Raw genomic sequence first — 20,427 nt, forward strand, 5'->3', positions numbered from 1 at the left:
GATGTAGACAACATGTCTATATTCTTCTTTTTTTGAGGAAATAAAAAAAACTACTCAGAAGTCTGAGTAGTCTTTAAATTATTTAGCTAGGTTTGATTTATATCTAGCAGCTGCGTTTTTGTGGATTAAATTAGTTTTAGCAGCTTTATCGATTTTTTTGTAAGCAAGGTTTACTAACTCTGCAGCGTTAGCAGCACCTTCAGATTTAGCTACTTTAGCTTTTTTAATAGCTGTACGCATTTCAGATTTTTTAGCTGTGTTAGCAGCGTTTGTTTTAGCATCTTTTCTTACGCTTAATACTGATGATTTAATGTTTGGCATTCGATTCACCTCCTGGTCCTTATTTTTATTACTAAGAAATATTAATTAATATTCTTAATTACAATGAATTAAGTGTTGTTAGATACAACTACCTCATTTTAACATATTAAAATTGTAAATGCAAGATATTTTTATACTTTTTTTGCTATAAGTTATTTTTTAGAATTTTTTATATTTTAGTTGACTAATGACTATAATGTATGTTAGTATATATGACGTTGATATTTAATTTTACATAGGTAAGATTATTTGTCTTCTGACTTTATTATAATAAAAGATGTTTGAGAGATCCATCTATAAAAAAAACCTGAAGTACTGGTTTCTCAAATCAGTACTTTTTTATTTTCTCTTGAACAAGATAAGGAGATATAATGAGAAATAATACAGTTAAAGTTTTAACTATTCAAGCGTTAATCGCAGCTATTTATGTTGTATTAACATTAGCTATCGCACCATTCTCATACGGTGCTATCCAATTTCGTATAAGTGAATCACTTTCACAATTAGTAGTGTTTAGTAAAAAATATTGGTTCCCAATTACTTTAGGAGTGGCAATTGCTAATATCTTTAGTCCACTTGGTATAGTAGATGTGTTCTTTGGAACTTTAGGAACAGGATTAGCTTTAGCAATCAGTATTTTTGTTTTTAAATTTGTAAAAAATAGAATTGCTAGACACATCATTAATATTATTTTATACCTAGTTATTTGTATGCCAATTATTGCATATGAAATTACTATTTTTAGTGGTGATAATTCAGCTAGAGTACCATTCGAGTTTGGTGCATTTACAGCTATCTACGGATCACTTCTATTATCACAAGTAATCGTTATGGTTATCGGTATTGTTATTACTGAAGCATTAAACAAAGCGATTGATCTAAAAAAAGTATTCGAATAATATTTATATAGAATCGTTAGGAAAACTCCTAGCGATTTTTTTATTATAAATTATTGACTCTCACGTAACGTCATAGTATATAATAAGAATATCACTAGTGAAATATTATAAATTATAGAGGAATGATTATGAGGATAAATGAAGTTGTGAAAATTACTGGAGTAAGTGCAAGAACATTACAATATTATGATGAAATTGGTTTACTAATTCCTCAAAAGTTAGATAATGGTTATAGAGATTATTCTGAGGAAAATTTAGAGAAATTACAAAAAATATTGTTTTATAGATTTCTTAAGTTTAAGTTAAATGATATAAGAGAATTATTGGAAGGTGATTTTGATAATTTAAAAATACTTGAACAACAACGTGAATTAATTTTAAGAGAAAAAGAAAAGTTTGAAGTGATTTTACATAATATAGAAAAAACGATTAGAAATTATAAAGGAGAACAAACAATGACAATAGAAGAAAAATTTAATGGATTTAAAAAAGAGGATTTAAATAAGTATGAAAATCAAGCAGTAGAAAAATATGGTAAAGATACAATTGAAGAATCTAAAAAGCGTCAAAGTGGAAGAGAGGAAATAGTAACCGAGGAATTTAATGAAGTATTTCGTTCAATGGCAAAATTCAAAGATGAAAATGTAGATGTAGCTGAGAAAGAAGTACAATCTAAGGTAGAAGATTTATATAATAATATGAATGAATATGCTTTTGATTGTAGTATAGAAGTTTTTTCTTATATAGGAAAAGGATATGTTCATAATCCAGAGTTTAAAAAAAATATAGATAAGTTTGGTGAAGGTGTAGCAGAGTATACATCTAAAGCAATAGAAAAGTACTGCAGTGACAGATTAAATAAATAAGAACATAAAAAAATGCTAAAAAGAGTTTAAAAAAAAAAATTAAAAAAACTATTGACAAATAAAACTATATATATTAAAATAACTAAGTCAGTTGAAAATGTACCGTAGACAGTAGGGGGAGAAATCCTTAATTAACCTACCGAGGACAAAATTCGAAAAGAAACTTATGTGCCTTTTTGTATGTTCTCGCATGCAAGAAGGTTTTTTTAATGGTACTGAAATTGATAAATCTACTTAGGAGGAAGTTCAATGTCAAAAGCTATTGAGAGAAAACAAGAGTTAGTAAATCAAATCGCAGAAGAAATTAAAGCAAGTTCTTCAGTTGTTATCGCTGACTACCGTGGATTAAACGTTGCGGAAGTAACAGAATTACGTAACAACATGCGTAACGAAGGTTTAACTTTTAAAGTTTATAAAAACTCATTAGTTCGTCGTGCGATGGAGCAAGCAGGAATTGAAGGATTAGACGAAGTTCTAACTGGACCAAATGCTTTTGCTTTCTCAACAGACGATGCTGTAGCTCCTGCTAGAGTTTTAAACGATTTCGCTAAAGAACACGAAAACTTAGAACTAAAAGCTGGTGTTATAGAAGGAAAAGTTGCAGATCAAGCTGAAATTAAAGCTATCGCTACATTACCAAGTCGCGAAGGATTACTTTCAATGTTACTATCTGTATTAACAGCGCCAATGCGCAATACTGCTTTAGCTGTTAAAGCTGTTGCAGACCAAAAAGCTGAACAAGAAGCTTAATAAACAACAATATTAAAAATATATAATTTAAAAATCGGAGGAAATTTATAATGACTAAAGAACAAATTTTAGACGCTATCAAAGAAATGTCAGTTTTAGAATTAAACGACTTAGTAAAAGCAATTGAAGAAGAATTCGGAGTAACTGCTGCTGCACCTGTAGCTGTAGTTGGTGGAGCTGCTGCTGGAGCTGCTGAAGAAAAAACTGAATTTGACGTAGTTTTAGCTAACGCTGGAGACTCAAAAATTAAAGTAATCAAAGTTGTTCGTGAAATCACTGGAGACGGACTAAAAGAAGCTAAAGAAAAAGTTGATGGTGCGCCAGCAACACTTAAAGAAGGAGTTTCTAAAGAAGAAGCTGAAGAAATCAAAGCTAAATTAGAAGAAGTTGGAGCAACTGTAGAAGTTAAATAATTTCTAATCTAAGTAGATAAAAAGATAGATGTAAATAAACAATAATATTCTATTTGAGAATATTTGATACGATGATAATAACAAAAATAGTATATCTCAAGTGTCTAACTGTGGGATATACTATTTTCTTTCATTTTAAGAGGTGTCTTTATTATGGAACATTATTATACAAATAATCCGACAACAGAAAGTCGTGAAAAAATTATTAACTCAACAATAGCAAATGAGAATTTGAAGTTCTATACAGATAACGGGGTATTTTCAAAAGAAAGTGTTGATTTTGGAACTAAAACAATGTTAGAAAGTTTTAGTACAGAAAAGGAAAATGCTAAAGTTGCTGATATTGGATGTGGTTATGGAGTCATATCTATATTTTTAGCAAAAAAATATCCGACGTTTAAGTTTACTATGGTAGATGTAAATAATAGAGTTTTAGAACTATCTAAAAAAAATATTGAACTTAATAAAATAAATAATGAAGTAGAAGTACTAGAAAGTAGTTCCTTTGATAATGTCGAAGGGAACTTTGATATAGTATTAACAAACCCACCGATAAGAGCTGGGAAAAAAATCGTACATAAAATAATGACAGATAGTTATGAACATCTAAATGCTTCGGGGGAGCTTTGGGTGGTTATACAAAAAAAACAAGGAATGGCTAGTTGTAAAAAATTATTAGAAGAGACTTTTTCTATGGTAGAAGTAGTTACTAAAAATAAAGGTTACTATATACTGAAAGCCGTAAAATAATTGACAACTTGCTATGACTATGATAAAATGATATATTGCAAGTAATTCTATTTTCTTTTAGATGGAATTACCTAAATTATATAAGTAAGTAAGAGAAAATGTATATATTTTCTTTTTAGTTTTTAAGAGAAAAGCTGAGAGGTGACACAGTTGCAAAAAGTTAAATTTGGTAAGCACAGACAAAGACGTAGCTATGCTAGAATATCAGAGGTAATTGATTTACCGGACTTAATTGAAATTCAAACGTTATCTTATGATAAATTTTTAGAAACTGGTCTAAAAGATGTTTTTAAAGATGTATCACCAATTGAAGGTAATAATGATAAATTAAGTTTAGAATTTATCGACTATAAATTAGGAACACCTAAGTATGATGTAGATGAATCTAAAGAACGAGATGCTACATATTCAGCACCTTTAAGAGTGCGCGTACGTTTAATCAATAAAGAACGTGACGAAATTAAAGAACAAGAAGTATTTATGGGTGAATTACCGTTGATGACTGAAACTGGAACGTTTATTATCAATGGTGCAGAGCGTGTAATTGTATCTCAATTAGTACGTTCGCCTTCTGTATATTTTACAGAAGATGACAAACTTAAAGTTAAAAATATCCCAAATGCCTATAAAACAACTGTTATTCCTAACAGAGGAGCTTGGTTGGAATTTGAAAAAGATATTAAAGGATTAGTTTACGCTCGTATCGATAGAACTAGAAAAATTCCTTTAACAACGCTTATTAGAGCGTTAGGTTTTGAATCTGATGAATCAATTATTAAATTATTCGGTGAAGATGCAGAACTATTAAATACATTAGAAAAAGATGAAAACTTAGACACAGGAACTGCGTTAAAAGTAATTTATGATAAATTACGTCCTGGTGAACCAGCTAACGTAGAAACTGCTAAAGCTACTTTACACGGAAGATTCTTCGATCCAAGAAGATATGACCTAGCTAAAGTAGGACGTTACAAATTAAATAACAAACTTCACGTTGGTGAACGCCTAGAAAATCAAATTTTAGTTGAGCCAATCGTTGATACAGAAACAGGAGAAATCTTAGTAGAAAAAGGTACTAAGTTAACACGAGAAATCATTGATGGAATTTATGAAGAATTAGGAACTACAGCTAACGTAGTTGAATTCGATATGAATGAAAGTCTTGATGGAAGTGATAGCCTTAAATTACAATTATTCAAAGTTGTAAATCAAGTTAAAGTAGGTAATGACTTCGATATCGATGAATTAACTGATGATCAAGTATTACATGTAATTGGTAATGGAGCACCTAATAAAGATGTTCTTACATTAACAATTTCTGATATCGTAGCAAGTATTAACTACTACCTATTATTAATTAAAAACCGTAGAAATAACGATGGATTTGAATTTGAATTAATCGGTCGTGTAGATGATATTGACCACCTTGGTAACCGTCGTCTACGTTGTATTGGTGAATTATTACAAAACCAAATTCGTGTAGGTATTTCTCGTATGGAGCGTGTTGTACGTGAACGTATGAGTATCCAAGATACTAATGAAATCACGCCACAACAACTTATTAACGTAAGACCAGTTACAGCAATTATTAAAGAGTTCTTCGGAAGTTCACAACTTTCACAATTCATGGACCAAGTAAACCCACTAAGTGAGCTTACTCACAAACGTCGTTTATCTGCACTTGGACCTGGTGGTTTAACAAGAGAACGTGCAGGGATGGAAGTTCGTGACGTTCACTATTCACACTATGGTCGTATGTGTCCGATTGAAACACCAGAGGGACCAAACATCGGTCTTATTAACTCACTTTCATCATTTGCCCGTATAAATGAGTTTGGATTCATTATGACTCCATACAGAAAAGTTGAGTTTGATGCGAAAGGACGTCCATACGTAACTGAAAATGTACAATACTTAACTGCTGATCAAGAAGATAAATACGTAGTAGCGCAATCAACTGCGAATGTTGATGAAAAAGGTTACTTCGTTGATGATGAAGTAGTATGTCGTTTTAGAGGAGATAATACAGTTAAACCTCGTGAAATGATGAACTTCATGGACGTATCACCTAAGCAAGTAGTATCTGCTGCCACTGCATGTATTCCGTTCTTAGAGAATGACGACTCTAACCGTGCACTTATGGGAGCGAACATGCAACGTCAAGCAGTACCTCTAATGATTACAGAAGCGCCATTCGTTGGTACTGGTATGGAGCACCTTGCAGCACGTGACTCAGGAGCGGCTGTTATCGCTAAATATCCAGGTATCGTAGAATACGTAGACGGAGCGAAAATTAAAGTACGTCGAATTGAAACTCTAGAAGGTAAAGAGATTAAAGGTGACTTAGATACATATGTAATTCATAAATTCGTACGTTCTAACCACTCTACAGCTTATAACCAAAAACCAATCGTTAAAGTTGGAGATAGAGTAGAACCTAAAGATATCCTTGCGGATGGTCCATCAATGGATAAAGGAGAGTTAGCTTTAGGTAAAAACCTTGTAGTAGCATTCGTTAACTGGGATGGTTATAACTATGAGGATGCTGTTATCATGAGTGAGCGTCTTGTAAAAGATGATGTTTATACTTCTATTCACGTAGAAGAATACGAAACTGATGCTCGTGATACTAAACTAGGGCCTGAAGAAATTACTCGTGAAATTCCTAACGTAGGTGAAAATGCACTTAGAAACTTAGATGCACGAGGAATTATTAGAATCGGGGCTGAAGTTAAAGATGGAGATATCTTAGTAGGTAAAGTTACACCGAAAGGATTAACTGAACAAACTCCAGAAGAAAAATTATTATATGCTATCTTTGGAGCTAAATCTAAAGAAGTACGTGATACATCATTACGTGTACCTCACGGTGCAGATGGAGTAGTTGCTGATGTTAAAATCTTTAAACGTGAAGATGGTGCAGAATTACCTAACGGTGTAAATGAACTTGTACGTGTATTCATCGTACAAAAACGTAAAATCCGCGTAGGGGATAAAATGGCCGGTCGTCACGGTAATAAAGGGGTTATCTCAAATATCTTACCAGAAGAAGATATGCCTTACCTACCAGACGGTACACCAGTTGACGTAATGTTAAACCCACTTGGGGTTCCATCTCGTATGAACATCGGACAAGTATTAGAGCTACACTTAGGTATGGCTGCTAAACAATTAGGAATCCACGTTGCTACACCAGTATTCGATGGAGCTACTGATGAAGATGTTTGGTCTACAGTTGCTGAGGCTGGAATGGCTAAAGATGCTAAAACAGTTCTTTATGATGGACGTACAGGTGAACCATTCGATAGCCGTGTATCTGTAGGGGTAATGTATATGATTAAACTTGCACACATGGTTGATGATAAACTTCATGCACGTTCAATTGGACCATACTCATTAGTAACTCAACAACCACTTGGAGGTAAAGCTCAGTTCGGTGGACAAAGATTTGGTGAGATGGAGGTATGGGCACTTGAAGCTTATGGTGCTGCATATACTCTTCAAGAAATCTTGACATACAAATCAGATGATACTAATGGTCGTGTTAAAACTTACGAAGCTATCGTTAAAGGTGAAAACATTCCACGTCCAGGTGTACCTGAATCATTCCGAGTGCTTATGAAAGAACTTCAAGCTTTAGGTATGGACTTTAGAGTAATGGATAATGAAGATAACGAAGTAGATATGGGTGATATCGATTTAGGAGATACAATTGACTTCCACGAATCACATAACCATGATCACAACGAAGAAAATTCAGAAGAAGCTAAAGAAACAAAAGAAGCTTCTGAACAAAGTACTGAAGAAGGATATCAAGGTTTAGCAAACTTACTTCTATCTGATACAGATGAATATGAAGATGTAGAAGAAGAAGCTGAAGAAGAAACTTCAGGATATCAAGCTTTAGCAAGTCTTTTAATGTCAGATACAGATGAGTATGAAGATGTAGAAGACGATACAGATGAAGAATAATAAAAATTTGACAATCAATCACAAAGAACTATTCAAGGCATTTATACAAAAAAATAAAGGAGGTATGCTCCTTGATAGACGTAAATAATTTTGCATATATGAAAATTAGTTTAGCTTCTCCTGAAAAAATCAGAAGTTGGTCTTATGGAGAGGTTAAAAAACCTGAAACTATTAACTATAGAACTTTAAAACCAGAAAATGATGGACTATTCTGTGAAAGAATCTTTGGTCCAACTAAAGACTGGGAATGTGCTTGTGGAAAGTACAAACGAGTAAGATATAAAAACATAAAATGTGATAAATGTGGAGTTGACGTAACTTTAGCTAAAGTTCGTCGTGAAAGAATGGGGCACTTAGAATTAGCTGCCCCAGTCAGCCACATTTGGTATTTCAAAGGTATTCCAAGTAGAATGGGTCTTCTACTTGACCTTAGTCCAAGACAATTAGAAGAAGTAATTTACTTTGCTTCTTATATTGTTATCGATCCAGGTGAAACTGACTTCATGAAAAAACAAATCGTTTCTGAACGTGAAGTACGTGAAGCACGTAGCACATTTGGAGCAAACTCTTTCGTAGCTAAAATGGGTGCTGAAGCTATTCGTGACCTTTTAGCTGAGTTAGACATTGAAAAAGAACTTAAAGACCTTAAAAATGAACTTAAAGAATTAAGTGAAAGTAACTATAAATCAGGTCAAAAAGTTGTAAAAATTATCAAACGTGTTGAAGTATTCGAAGCGTTTAAACACTCTGGAAATAAACCAGAATGGATGATTATGACTGTATTACCAGTTATCCCACCAGAATTAAGACCAATGGTTCAATTAGATGGTGGACGTTTTGCAACAAGTGACTTAAACGATTTATACAGACGTGTAATTAACCGTAACAACCGTCTGAAAAAGCTTATCGAACTTAAAGCACCAGGGCTAATCGTACAAAACGAAAAACGTATGTTACAAGAAGCAGTTGATGCATTAATCGATAACGGACGTCGTGGCCGTCCTGTAACAGGTCCAGGTAACAGAACATTAAAATCATTATCTAATATGTTAAAAGGTAAACACGGTCGTTTCCGTCAAAACTTATTAGGTAAACGTGTTGACTATTCTGGACGTTCAGTAATCGTAGTTGGTCCAAACCTAAAAATGTACCAATGTGGATTACCTAAAGAAATGGCTCTTGAATTATTCAAACCATTTGTTATGCGTGAATTAGTTAAACGTGAATTAGCTAATAACATTAAAAATGCTAAAAACCAAATCGAAAGAATGGAAGATCATGTTTGGGATATCTTAGAAGATATTATTCGTGAGCACCCAGTATTACTTAACCGTGCCCCGACTCTTCACAGACTTGGTATCCAAGCATTCGAACCAATCTTAGTTGAAGGCCGTGCTATTCGACTTCACCCTCTTGTAACAACAGCATTTAACGCCGACTTCGATGGTGACCAAATGGCCGTTCACGTTCCTTTATCAAAAGAAGCTCAAGCAGAAGCACGTATGCTAATGTTAGCTGCACAAAACATCCTTAACCCTAAAGATGGTAAACCAGTAGTTACACCGTCTCAGGATATGGTATTAGGTAACTACTACCTAACACTAGAAAGACCTGGAGCAGTAGGGGAAGGTATGATTTTCAAAGATGCTGATGAAGCAAGAATTGCATACCAAAATGGATATATTCACCTTCACACTCGTGTAGGTATTGCAGCTAAATCTTTTGAAAACCCAACGTTTACAGAAGAACAAAACAAAAAATTACTTGTTACTACAATTGGTAAAGTAATTTTCAACGATATATTACCAGAAGGATTCCCATTCTTAAATGAACCTACTAAGGAAAACTTAGAAACAGCGACTCCTGATAAATATTTCGTAGCACCATCTGACTTAACAGAAGGTGGATTAAAAGCTTATATAGCTGAACAAGAACCAGCGACACCATTTAAAAAAGGATTCTTATCAAAAATCATTTCTGAAATCTTCAATAGATTCCACATCACAGAAACATCTATGATGTTAGACAGAATGAAAGACTTAGGATTCAAATACTCTTCAAGAGCTGGTATTACAGTTGGGGTAAGTGACGTATTCGTCCTACCTAACAAATATGAAATCTTAGCAGACTCACAAGCTAATGTTGATAAGATTACAACATTATATAGACGTGGTCTATTAACAGAAGAAGAAAGATATCAAAACGTTATTGCTCAATGGGCAAAAGCAAAAGATATTATCCAAGATCAACTTATGGACTCTCTTCCAGCTACTAACCCAATTTATATGATGAGTGACTCTGGAGCCCGTGGTAACGCGTCAAACTTTACTCAGTTAGCCGGAATGCGTGGTCTGATGGCTTCTCCATCAGGACGTATTATGGAGATGCCAGTACGTTCATCATTTAAAGAAGGATTAACAGTATTAGAGTTCTTCATTTCCTCTCACGGTGCGCGTAAAGGTCTTGCCGATACAGCCCTTAAAACAGCCGATTCAGGTTACTTAACTCGTCGTCTTGTTGACGTTGCACAAGATGTTATCGTTCGCGAAAACGACTGTGGTACATCTCGTGGATTAAGAGTTGCAGCACTTAAAAATGGAACAGATGAAATCGAAAGCTTACAAGAACGTCTTGAAGGTAGATACAGTAAAGAAACTGTTGTTCACCCAGAGACTGGAAAAGTTATCGTTGAAGATGGTCAATTAATTACATTAGATACAGCTAAAGAAATTGAAGCAGCTGGAATCGAAAGTGTTGTTATTAGATCAGCATTTACATGTAACTCACGTCACGGTGTTTGTGAGAAATGTTACGGTAAAAACTTAGCAACAGGTGAAAAAGTAGAAGTTGGGGAAGCAGTTGGTACAATTGCCGCTCAATCTATCGGAGAACCTGGTACACAGCTTACAATGCGTACGTTCCACACAGGTGGGGTTGCCGGTGCCGATATCACACAAGGTTTACCTCGTATTCAAGAGTTATTTGAAGCACGTAATCCTAAAGGTAAGGCATTAATCTCAGAAGTTGATGGAACAGTTACAAAAGTAGAAATCGATAATAACCACGTACGTAGAATTTACGTATTAAGTGAAATCGGTGAAGAAAGAGAATATCAAGACTATGGTGCAAGCCGTATGTTAGTTAAAGAAGATGATAAAGTTAAACGTGGTCAAGCTTTAACAGAAGGTTCTATTGAACCAAAAGAATTGCTATCAATTGCAGGGTTAGAAGCTGTTCAAAGCTATCTATTAACTGAGGTACAAAAAGTTTACCGTATGCAAGGGGTAGAAATCAGTGATAAACACGTTGAGGTTATGGTACGTCAAATGTTAAGAAAAGTACGTGTAATCAATGCTGGAGATACTGATTTACTTCCAGGTTCATTAGTTGATATTCACAAATTTACAGATGAAAACAAAAAAATTCTTGAAGCAAGAGGTAATATGGCGACAGCTAAACCTGTTATCCTAGGTATCACTAAAGCTTCATTAGAAACAGAAAGTTTCTTATCTGCAGCCTCATTCCAAGAAACAACTCGTGTTCTTACAGATGCAGCTGTTAAAGGAAAAGTTGATAAACTTATGGGACTTAAAGAGAACGTTATTATTGGTAAGCTAATTCCAGCAGGAACAGGAATGCCAAGATACAATGATGTTGATATTAAAGCAGAAAAATCATTAGAAACTGAAGTTAATAATGAATTAAGTAGACCAATTGAAGAAGAATTACACGAAGAATTAGGTTCTATTTAATAAAAAATAGATAAAAGTTAATAGGAATATAAAAAAAATATTATATTCCTATTGACAAATCTAGAAAAAATATGTAAAATAAATAATGTTGAATACAAAAGTAGAAGCACCCGTTTCTCACCTGCCAATTTTGATTGTACAGGTTAATGTAGATGAAATGTAGAATTTTATGCTGGGTGTTTTGCACTCAGTTTTTTTTTAATGCTTTTAGTATTTAATGAATTTATAAATAGGAGGTGCTGATCATTAGTAAAGATACTGCACAAGTAAATGAAGGTATTAAAGCGAAAGAGTTTCTTTTAATTAGCCAAAATGGAGAACAATTAGGAGTTAAAACTAAGGCAGAAGCTATGCAAATTGCAGAGCGTATGAACCTAGATGTTGTTCTAGTAGCTCCAAATGCTAAAACACCAGTTGCAAAAATTATGAACTACGGTAAGTTCAAATTTGAACAACAGAAGAAAGAAAAAGAAGCACGTAAGAAACAAAAAATCGTAACAACAAAAGAGATAAGATTATCTCCAACAATTGAAAAGCACGATTTTGAAACTAAGTTGAAAAATGCACGTAAATTCTTAGCAAAAGAAGACAAAGTTAAAGTTTCTATTCGTTTTAAAGGGAGAGCAATCACCCACAAAGAAATTGGACAGAAAGTTTTAGAAAACTTTTCTAACGAAGCTAGCGATATAGCTACTGTCGAACAAAAACCTAAAATGGAAGGTCGCAGTATGTTCTTAGTTCTAGCACCAAAAAAAGAGAAATAAAGGTTTAATATAGGAGGAATTTGATAATGCCAAAAATGAAATCTCACCGTGGTTTAGCAAAACGTGTGAAAAAAACAGCTAGCGGTAAATTAAAACGTAGCCGTGCTTATACTTCTCACTGGTTTTCAAGAAAAACTACTAAACAAAAACGTCACTTACGTAAAGCTTCATTAGTATCTCGTGGTGATTACAAACGTATTAGAACTTTATTAGTTAAATAATATTAAAGAAGATTAATTATAGCGTAAATACTTATTTAAGTTATACATAAGGAGGAATTAGATATGCCACGTGTTAAAGGTGGAACTGTGACTCGTCGTCGCCGTAAAAAAGTTTTAAAACTAGCTAAAGGATATTTTGGTTCAAAACATACATTATTCAAAGTTGCTAAGCAACAAGTAATGAAATCAGGAATGTATGCTTTCAGAGACCGTCGTCAAACAAAACGTAACTTCAGAAGATTATGGATCGTTCGTATTAATGCAGCTGCAAGATTAAACGGATTATCTTACAGCCGTCTAATGAACGGACTTAAAGTTGCTGGAATCGATATTAACAGAAAAATGTTATCAGAAATCGCTATCCACGACGCAGCTGGATTCGCAAGTATTTGTGAACAAGCTAAAGCAGCTTTAGCTAAATAATAAAAATTAATTAAAAGGTTACTTACATAATTTTGTAAGTAACCTTTTTTCTTAGGATAAATTTAAGATATAATGAAACTCAAGTTAAGAAAATAATTCTTATCTTGAGTTTTTGTCATATTTATTAGTTAGTAGACTATTTTTCTTGGATTCTTTAATCTATGAAGCTTATCTTTAGCTATTTCATTATATATTTCTTCATTTCTTTTTTCATATAACAGTGTAGCCCATGTATACCAAAGTAAATCACAAAATTTTAAGAAGACTTTTAATTTATTATAATTACATTCTTCATCAGTAAAATATGATTTTAAGAACGTTATTGTTTCTTCATAGCTTAAATCATTTTCAGAGATGAAACTTGCAATATCAAAGTAGTAATCATTATATCCAGCATATTCAAAATCGATTAAGTATAAAGCATCTTTAGAGAATAGGAAATTACCTTCTACTAAATCGTTATGGCATAGTCTATCAGCTTTGTATAGTATTTTGAATTCATCTATTATATACATATAATCGTCTAATCCGTAAGGCAATTCATCGATTTGATTATAGTAACTATTAAATTGATCTATAGGATTAAAAGTATTTTCAGCTTGGAATTTTTTTGAATGAAACTCTTTTAAAAGTTTTCCTATTCTTACAATATTTGATAAACTTCTTTGTGAAATAAAAGTTTTAGGATTTGTTTGGAACACAGTTATTAAATTATTGTTGTTAATATAGACTGGTTTTAAAAAATAGGGTTCATTTGATAATAACATTAGTGCCTCTTTTTCATTTTCTTTATTAACTATTTTTGTTGAATCTTTCGATGTTCTATAGAAGTATTTATTTTTATCAGTAGTAACAATATAATTATTATTAGTAACTCCATAGCTTGTTTCTTCGATAGAATACACTTTTTCATTTAGTATTTTTTCCAATTTCTCTATGCTGTACATAAAATACCCCTCCTTTATTTCAGAAATTTAATATACTTTTCACTTTTATTATACAATATAGGTAATAAATATGAAAGAAAAACGATTTCAATATATTCATTAAGAAAAATAAATTTTTGTATTAAAATACTATTTATTTTATAATAACTTTCAAAAAATAGTAATTTATAATCATAAATTTTTATGATGTTTTTTATGTGAACTATTATAGTTTCTAAACTGTGAGAATAGCTGATATATATAGTTAATTTTGAATTACATAATAATAAAATAAATGGAGTATTGTTGAAAAAAACGTAGAAATTTGGTATAATTAAAGTATATAAAATATATTTATATACATAGAGTTTCATTTTTAAATACTTAGGAGGTGTAAAATGAAAGAAGTTTTTATTAATAGTGAATATATCACATTAGCACAATTTTTAAAGTTAGAAGGTTTCATAGGTTCTGGAGGAGAGGCTAAGTACTTTTTACAAGATGTAGAAGTTGAGTTAAACGGAGAACTAGAAAATAGACGAGGGAAAAAGTTATATTCAAACGATATTATTAAATTAGAAGGAAATGAATTCATAATTATTAATGAGAATTAAGAGTTTAAAATTACTGTACTTTCGAAATTATTTATCAATGAATATAGATGTACATCCCTCGCTTAATGTTTTAGTAGGAAACAATGCGAATGGAAAAACTAATATTATAGAATCTATTTTTTGTTTAGCGCTTGGACGCAGTTACCGAACAAAAAGTGATAGTGAATGCATAATGTTTGGCGAAACTGCCACTGCGATGTCATGTGTAGTTAATAAAAATGACAAGAATCTCGATATTATGTTAGGTATAAGTAATAAAGGAAAAAGTGCTAAAATTGCAGGAGTAAAGAAGACTAAACTAACAGATTTTGTAGGAGAGCTTAATGTAGTATTATTTTCTCCAGAAGATTTACAATTAGTAAAAGGATCTCCGTCACTTAGAAGAGAGTTTATAAACAGAGAATTTTATCAGTTCTCACGTATTTATCATAAGTATTATTTAATGTACCAACATTTATTAAAGCAGAGAAATTCTTATTTAAAAGATATGAGGAAAAATCCAAAGGATGAGATGTCTCTTGCGTATTTAGAGACGCTTACTTCTCAATTAGCTAAAGTGGCTATATATATAACAAAAGAAAGAGTATCGTTTGTTCAAGATATTTCAGAATTGACCTATAAAAATATGATGAATATATCTAATGGTCAAGAATCACTAAAAATCAGATACAAAAGTTCAGTTCTAGAATCCTTAAATATAGCTGATATAACAGATGAAGGATTTACTGAAGAGAATTTAACTAAAGTTATGATGAAAAAATTCTTTGATGATATAATGCGCGGTAGTACTAAAATAGGACCGCATCAAGATGACCTTGAATTCTATATAAATGATCTTGATGCAAAAATGTATGCATCACAAGGACAACAACGAAGCATCGTATTATCACTTAAATTAGCTGAGATAAATTATCTAAAATCGAAAACAGGTACTTATCCAGTTTTACTTTTAGATGATGTACTAAGTGAATTAGATAAAAATAGACAACTAAAATTATTAGATGCAATTAATGAAAATGTACAAACATTCATTACAACACCTTCGATATCAGATATTAAAGAAGATTTATTAAAAAAAGCTAAAGTTTTCAAAATAGAAAATGGAAATATTAGTGAATTAATCTAGAAAATTTATTTTATAAATTTACTAAAATGAAAGGAAAAATCATGGTAGAAAAAAAACAAATACAAGAATATAATGCCGATCAGATTCAGGTTCTTGAAGGACTTGAAGCCGTTAGGGTAAGACCAGGTATGTATATCGGTTCTACATCTAGTAAAGGTCTACACCACCTTGTTTGGGAAATTGTAGATAACTCTATAGATGAAGCCTTAGCCGGATATTGTGACACAATAACAGTTGCAATTGAAAAAGGAAATTGGATAAGAGTAGAAGATAATGGACGTGGTATTCCAGTAGATATTCAAGAACAAACTGGAAAACCAGCGCTTGAAGTAATTCTTACAGTACTTCACGCCGGAGGTAAATTCGGTGGAGGCGGATATAAAGTATCAGGTGGTCTTCACGGGGTAGGTGCCAGTGTAGTAAATGCTTTATCTACGAATCTAGAAGCTTCAGTTCATCGTGATGGGAAAATCCATACAATGAAGTTTGAACGAGGAGATGTAGTTCAAGGAATTACAGTAGTAGGAAATACTGATAGAACTGGAACGACTATTCGTTTTAAAGCAGATCCAGAAATTTTCCAAGAAACAACAGTATATGATTACGATATTTTAAGAACACGTATTAGAGAACTTGCTTTCTTAAATAAAGGTATAACAATTATACTTAAAGATGAAAGAGAAGGACAAGAAAAAGAAGAGACTTTCTACTATGAAGGTGGATTATTAGAATATGTAGAAATGTTAAATGAAAATAAAGATGCTTTACACGAAGCAATTTATGTGCATGGTGAGATGGATGGAAAAGAAGTTGAAATCTCAATGCAATATAACACAGGATATTCTAGCAATGTATTAAGTTATGCTAATAACATTAATACACATGAGGGTGGAACTCACGAAAGTGGATTTAAAACAGCACTTACAAGAATCATCAACTCGTATGGTAAAAAGAATAAACTTATTAAAGACAAAGAGTCATTAACAGGTGATGACGTTCGTGAAGGACTTGTTGCGATTATCTCAATTAAACACCCAAATCCACAGTTCGAAGGACAAACAAAAACTAAACTAGGTAACTCAGAGATGAGTACAATTACTAATAAGTTATTCTCTGAAGAATTAGATAGATTCTTACTAGAAAATCCAAAAATAGCAAAAATAATAGTTGAAAAAGGACTTCAAGCATCACGTGCTAGAATTGCAGCTAAAAAAGCTCGTGAATCTACACGTCGTAAAAATGCTTTAGAATTTACAAACCTTCCTGGGAAACTAGCTGACTGTTCGAGTAAAGATGCAGCTGAATGTGAACTATTCCTAGTCGAAGGGGACTCTGCGGGAGGAAGTGCAAAACTTGGACGTAATAGTAAATTCCAAGCCATTTTACCATTAAAAGGTAAAATTCTGAACGTAGAGAAAGTAAGAATAGATAAAGTATTAGCTAATGACGAAGTACGTTCATTAATTACAGCTATTGGTATGGGAATTGGAGAAACATTAAATATTGATAAACTTCGTTATCATAAAATTGTTATCATGACCGATGCCGATGTCGATGGAAGTCACATTAGAACATTATTATTAACATTCTTCTTCAGATATATGAGAGAACTTATCGATGAAGGATATGTATATATCGCTAGACCACCTCTATATGGTCTAAAAGTAGGTAAAAAAGAATTCTACTGTCATACAGAAGAAGAGCTTAAACAAAATATTGAAGAACATGCTGGAGATAAGAAGTACACTGTTCAACGATACAAAGGTCTTGGAGAGATGAATGCAGAAGAACTATGGGATACTACAATGGATCCAGAACATCGTTTAATGTATCAAGTAAGTATTGATGATGCTCAAAGAGCGGATGCAGCATTTGATACGTTAATGGGTGAAAAAGTAGAACCAAGACGTAAATTCATCGAAGATAATGCTCTAAATGTTATAAACTTAGACATTTAGAAAGAAAGGATAGAACATGGAAGATAATAAAAATAATATTACCTTAAGAAACATAACGACTGAAATTGAAAATTCATTCTTAGATTATTCAATGAGTGTTATTGTATCACGTGCCTTACCAGATGTACGTGACGGGTTAAAACCAGTTCATAGAAGGATACTTTATGCTTTTAATGACTTAGGGTTAACATATGATAAACCTTACAAAAAAAGTGCCTTTGTTGTAGGGGAAGTAATGGCGAAGTATCACCCACACGGTGACTCTGCAACATACGGTACAATTGTACGTTTAGCGCAAGATTTCAACAGTAGATATCCTTTAGTAGATGGACAAGGGAACTTTGGTTCTATCGATGGAGATGGAGCTGCTGCGATGCGTTATACAGAAGCAAGAATGAGTAAAATTGCTTCTGAACTACTTCGTGATATTAACAAAGATACAGTTGATATGCAAGATAACTATGATGGTACTAAACAAGAACCAAAAGTATTACCAGCAAGGATACCTAACTTATTAGTTAACGGAAGTAGTGGTATTGCAGTTGGTATGGCGACTAACATTCCGCCACACAACTTAGGCGAAGTTATCGATGGAGTAATCGCATTAGCAGATAACTCTGAAATAACTATTGCTGAACTTATGTCTAAGATAAAAGGACCAGACTTCCCAACAGGCTCATTCTTATTAGGTCGTAGTGGAATAGTTAAAGCCTACACAACAGGACGTGGTTCTGTAATAATGCGTGGTAAAACTGAAATTGAACAAATGAAAAATGGTAAAGAAAGAATTGTTATTACAGAAATTCCTTACCAAGTAAACAAAGCTAAATTAGTAGAAAAAATTGCTGAATTAGCTCGTGATAAAAAAATAGAAGGTGTTACAGACCTTCGTGATGAAAGTAACCTAAAAGGTATAAGAATTGTAATAGAATTACGTCGTGATGTTAATAGTAACGTAATTTTAAATAATTTATACAAATTAACGCCATTACAAAGTTCATTTGGTGTTAACATGATTGCTCTTGTAAATGGAGTACCTAAGTTATTAAATCTTAAAGAAGTACTTTACTACTATCTAGAACACCAAAAAGAAGTAGTAGTTAGAAGAACTAAATTCGATCTTAAAAAAGCTCAGGCGCGTGCTCACATATTAGAAGGTTTAAGAATTGCTTTAGACAATATAGATAGAATTATTAGCTTAATTCGTGGATCACAAACTGCTGAAGAAGCAAAAGCTGGCTTAATAGATCAATTCGGATTAACTGAAATTCAAGCTCAAGCTATCCTAGATATGCGTCTTCAAAGACTTACAGGTTTAGAACGCGATAAGATTGAAGAAGAGTACAGCAAACTTATGGAACTTATCGCTGATTTAGAAGATATTCTAGCTAAACCAGAGCGTGTAATTCAAATAGTTAAAGATGAATTATTAGAAGTTAAAGAAAAATTCGGAGATAAACGTCGTAGTGTAATTATCGAAGGACAAGTAGATCAAATCGAAAATGAAGATTTAATCGAAAAAGAACAAATTATAATTACTCTATCCCATAACCAATACATTAAACGTCTTGCTGCAAGTACTTATAAATCTCAAGGTCGTGGTGGACGCGGAGTAAATGGTATGACTACAAACGATGAGGATAATGTAGCTTATATGCTAAGTTGTTCAACTCACGATCATATTCTATTCTTTACAGATAAAGGTAAGGTTTATACTCTTAAAGGTTATGAAATTAACCAAATGAGTAGACAATCTAAAGGAATACCTATCATTAACTTATTAGAAATTGAAAAAGAAGAGAAAGTAAACTCTATTATTGCAATATCTGATCTTCAAGAAGAAGGAACAAGCTTAATCTTCTCAACTAAATATGGTATCATTAAGAAATCTAAATTAGGAGATTACGCAAGTATCCTTAAGAAAGGTAAGATTGCTCTTAAACTTGATGAAGACGACTCACTAATTGATGTTCAAAGAATTACTGATGATCAAGATATTATGATTGTTACAGCAAATGGACAAGCAATTAGAATTAATGCTGAAAAAGTCCGTACAATGGGACGTGTAAGTCGTGGTGTTAAAGGTATTACACTTTCTCCAGATGACTATGTAGTAGGTATGGAAGTTGTTGATGAGTCTAAGAAAATTTTAACAGTAACAGAAAATGGTATTGGTAAAATTTCTAAATCTACGGAATTCAATGTAATTAACCGTGGCGGAAAAGGTGTTAAAGTAGCGAAAGTTACTAAGAAAACAGGTAAGATTGTAGCGGTTAAATCAATCGCAGGAAACGAAGATTTAATGATTATGACTGATCAAGGAATTATTATTAGAATAGACGTTTCAACAATTAGCACACTTGGAAGAACAGCGACAGGTGTTAAAGTAATTAATCTTGTTGATGATCAAAAAGTAGCAACTGTTACATTAGCAGCGAAAGAAGAAATCTACGAAGAAGAATAATAAAATATAAATCGAGGAAATTATTGAAAGTAAGATTGATAAAATTTCACTTTCAAATTCCTCGATTTTTTATGTATAGAAATTAAAAACTACCAATTTAATCTTCTAGTTATTAGAATGATAAATCATGTGAATATTAGAATATTATTAGAATTTTTAGATATAGTATAAAATATTATTTGATAAAACAAAATAGGAACAATAAAAT

At 32.4% G+C, this 20,427-nt stretch carries 16 protein-coding genes and 1 other annotated feature; of the genes, 14 read left to right on the forward strand and 2 right to left on the reverse strand.

Going from position 1 to position 20,427, the window contains the following annotated elements:
- Positions 1-78: 78 nt before the first annotated feature.
- Positions 79-321, reverse strand: a complete 243-nt coding sequence (gene rpsT, locus FOC48_RS02735) for a 30S ribosomal protein S20 (RefSeq protein WP_003145397.1) — start codon at positions 319-321, stop codon at positions 79-81.
- Positions 322-692: 371 nt separating this feature from the next.
- Here rpsT and FOC48_RS02740 point away from each other — a divergent pair, with 371 nt between their 5' ends.
- The 10 genes from FOC48_RS02740 to rplT all read left to right on the forward strand — a co-directional run bounded on the left by FOC48_RS02740 (position 693) and on the right by rplT (position 13,131).
- Positions 693-1,220 carry a QueT transporter family protein gene (locus tag FOC48_RS02740; RefSeq protein WP_003146333.1) on the forward strand — a complete coding sequence of 176 codons (528 nt, stop codon included), beginning with the start codon at positions 693-695 and terminating at the stop codon, positions 1,218-1,220.
- Between the two features lie 128 nt (positions 1,221-1,348).
- The gene (locus FOC48_RS02745; protein WP_003146332.1) at positions 1,349-2,086 is read left to right on the forward strand and encodes a MerR family transcriptional regulator; all 738 of its coding nucleotides are present in this window, start codon (positions 1,349-1,351) and stop codon (positions 2,084-2,086) included.
- An 84-nt stretch (positions 2,087-2,170) separates the two neighbouring features.
- Positions 2,171-2,303 (forward strand) — a sequence feature (ribosomal protein L10 leader region).
- Between the two features lie 32 nt (positions 2,304-2,335).
- Positions 2,336-2,836, forward strand: a complete 501-nt coding sequence (rplJ, locus tag FOC48_RS02750; RefSeq protein WP_003146331.1) for a 50S ribosomal protein L10 — start codon at positions 2,336-2,338, stop codon at positions 2,834-2,836.
- A 50-nt stretch (positions 2,837-2,886) separates the two neighbouring features.
- Positions 2,887-3,249, forward strand: a complete 363-nt coding sequence (gene rplL, locus FOC48_RS02755; protein ID WP_003146330.1) for a 50S ribosomal protein L7/L12 — start codon at positions 2,887-2,889, stop codon at positions 3,247-3,249.
- 153 nt (positions 3,250-3,402) lie between these two features.
- A complete protein-coding gene (locus tag FOC48_RS02760) occupies positions 3,403-3,999 on the forward strand; it encodes a class I SAM-dependent methyltransferase (protein ID WP_003146329.1) in 597 nt (198 codons plus the stop codon).
- A gap of 150 nt (positions 4,000-4,149) precedes the next feature.
- Positions 4,150-7,971, forward strand: a complete 3,822-nt coding sequence (rpoB, locus tag FOC48_RS02765) for a DNA-directed RNA polymerase subunit beta (protein ID WP_003146328.1) — start codon at positions 4,150-4,152, stop codon at positions 7,969-7,971.
- Between the two features lie 71 nt (positions 7,972-8,042).
- A complete protein-coding gene (gene rpoC / locus FOC48_RS02770; RefSeq protein ID WP_003146327.1) occupies positions 8,043-11,723 on the forward strand; it encodes a DNA-directed RNA polymerase subunit beta' in 3,681 nt (1,226 codons plus the stop codon).
- Between the two features lie 236 nt (positions 11,724-11,959).
- A complete protein-coding gene (gene infC, locus FOC48_RS02775) occupies positions 11,960-12,487 on the forward strand; it encodes a translation initiation factor IF-3 (protein WP_003145601.1) in 528 nt (175 codons plus the stop codon).
- 26 nt (positions 12,488-12,513) lie between these two features.
- Positions 12,514-12,708 (forward strand): 50S ribosomal protein L35, encoded by a 195-nt coding sequence (gene rpmI / locus FOC48_RS02780; RefSeq protein ID WP_003145690.1) that lies wholly within the window; start codon positions 12,514-12,516, stop codon positions 12,706-12,708.
- Between the two features lie 63 nt (positions 12,709-12,771).
- Positions 12,772-13,131 carry a 50S ribosomal protein L20 gene (gene rplT / locus FOC48_RS02785; protein WP_003146326.1) on the forward strand — a complete coding sequence of 120 codons (360 nt, stop codon included), beginning with the start codon at positions 12,772-12,774 and terminating at the stop codon, positions 13,129-13,131.
- Positions 13,132-13,259: 128 nt separating this feature from the next.
- Here rplT and FOC48_RS02790 read toward each other — a convergent pair whose 3' ends face one another.
- Positions 13,260-14,078 carry a choline/ethanolamine kinase family protein gene (locus FOC48_RS02790; protein ID WP_003146325.1) on the reverse strand — a complete coding sequence of 273 codons (819 nt, stop codon included), beginning with the start codon at positions 14,076-14,078 and terminating at the stop codon, positions 13,260-13,262.
- Between the two features lie 377 nt (positions 14,079-14,455).
- Between FOC48_RS02790 and yaaA the strand changes: the two genes are divergently transcribed.
- The 4 genes from yaaA to gyrA are packed head-to-tail and all read left to right on the forward strand — an operon-like array spanning position 14,456 to position 20,219.
- Positions 14,456-14,671 carry a S4 domain-containing protein YaaA gene (gene yaaA, locus FOC48_RS02795; protein WP_003146324.1) on the forward strand — a complete coding sequence of 72 codons (216 nt, stop codon included), beginning with the start codon at positions 14,456-14,458 and terminating at the stop codon, positions 14,669-14,671.
- A gap of 37 nt (positions 14,672-14,708) precedes the next feature.
- Positions 14,709-15,797 carry a DNA replication/repair protein RecF gene (gene recF / locus FOC48_RS02800; protein ID WP_231291932.1) on the forward strand — a complete coding sequence of 363 codons (1,089 nt, stop codon included), beginning with the start codon at positions 14,709-14,711 and terminating at the stop codon, positions 15,795-15,797.
- 41 nt (positions 15,798-15,838) lie between these two features.
- Positions 15,839-17,755, forward strand: a complete 1,917-nt coding sequence (gene gyrB, locus FOC48_RS02805; RefSeq protein WP_003146322.1) for a DNA topoisomerase (ATP-hydrolyzing) subunit B — start codon at positions 15,839-15,841, stop codon at positions 17,753-17,755.
- A 16-nt stretch (positions 17,756-17,771) separates the two neighbouring features.
- The gene (gene gyrA, locus FOC48_RS02810) at positions 17,772-20,219 is read left to right on the forward strand and encodes a DNA gyrase subunit A (protein ID WP_003146321.1); all 2,448 of its coding nucleotides are present in this window, start codon (positions 17,772-17,774) and stop codon (positions 20,217-20,219) included.
- Positions 20,220-20,427: the final 208 nt, after the last annotated feature.

The sequence above is a fragment of the Gemella haemolysans genome, from assembly GCF_012273215.1.
GTDB classification, from domain to species: domain Bacteria; phylum Bacillota; class Bacilli; order Staphylococcales; family Gemellaceae; genus Gemella; species Gemella haemolysans_A.

Coding starts and splice junctions, on each gene's coding strand:
- rpsT (WP_003145397.1), bottom strand. CDS start 321: ATGCCAAACATTAAATCATCAGTATTAAGCGTAAGAAAAGATGCTAAA.
- FOC48_RS02740 (WP_003146333.1), top strand. CDS start 693: ATGAGAAATAATACAGTTAAAGTTTTAACTATTCAAGCGTTAATCGCA.
- FOC48_RS02745 (WP_003146332.1), top strand. CDS start 1,349: ATGAGGATAAATGAAGTTGTGAAAATTACTGGAGTAAGTGCAAGAACA.
- rplJ (WP_003146331.1), top strand. CDS start 2,336: ATGTCAAAAGCTATTGAGAGAAAACAAGAGTTAGTAAATCAAATCGCA.
- rplL (WP_003146330.1), top strand. CDS start 2,887: ATGACTAAAGAACAAATTTTAGACGCTATCAAAGAAATGTCAGTTTTA.
- FOC48_RS02760 (WP_003146329.1), top strand. CDS start 3,403: ATGGAACATTATTATACAAATAATCCGACAACAGAAAGTCGTGAAAAA.
- rpmI (WP_003145690.1), top strand. CDS start 12,514: ATGCCAAAAATGAAATCTCACCGTGGTTTAGCAAAACGTGTGAAAAAA.
- rplT (WP_003146326.1), top strand. CDS start 12,772: ATGCCACGTGTTAAAGGTGGAACTGTGACTCGTCGTCGCCGTAAAAAA.
- FOC48_RS02790 (WP_003146325.1), bottom strand. CDS start 14,078: ATGTACAGCATAGAGAAATTGGAAAAAATACTAAATGAAAAAGTGTAT.
- yaaA (WP_003146324.1), top strand. CDS start 14,456: ATGAAAGAAGTTTTTATTAATAGTGAATATATCACATTAGCACAATTT.
- recF (WP_231291932.1), top strand. CDS start 14,709: ATGAATATAGATGTACATCCCTCGCTTAATGTTTTAGTAGGAAACAAT.
- gyrB (WP_003146322.1), top strand. CDS start 15,839: ATGGTAGAAAAAAAACAAATACAAGAATATAATGCCGATCAGATTCAG.
- gyrA (WP_003146321.1), top strand. CDS start 17,772: ATGGAAGATAATAAAAATAATATTACCTTAAGAAACATAACGACTGAA.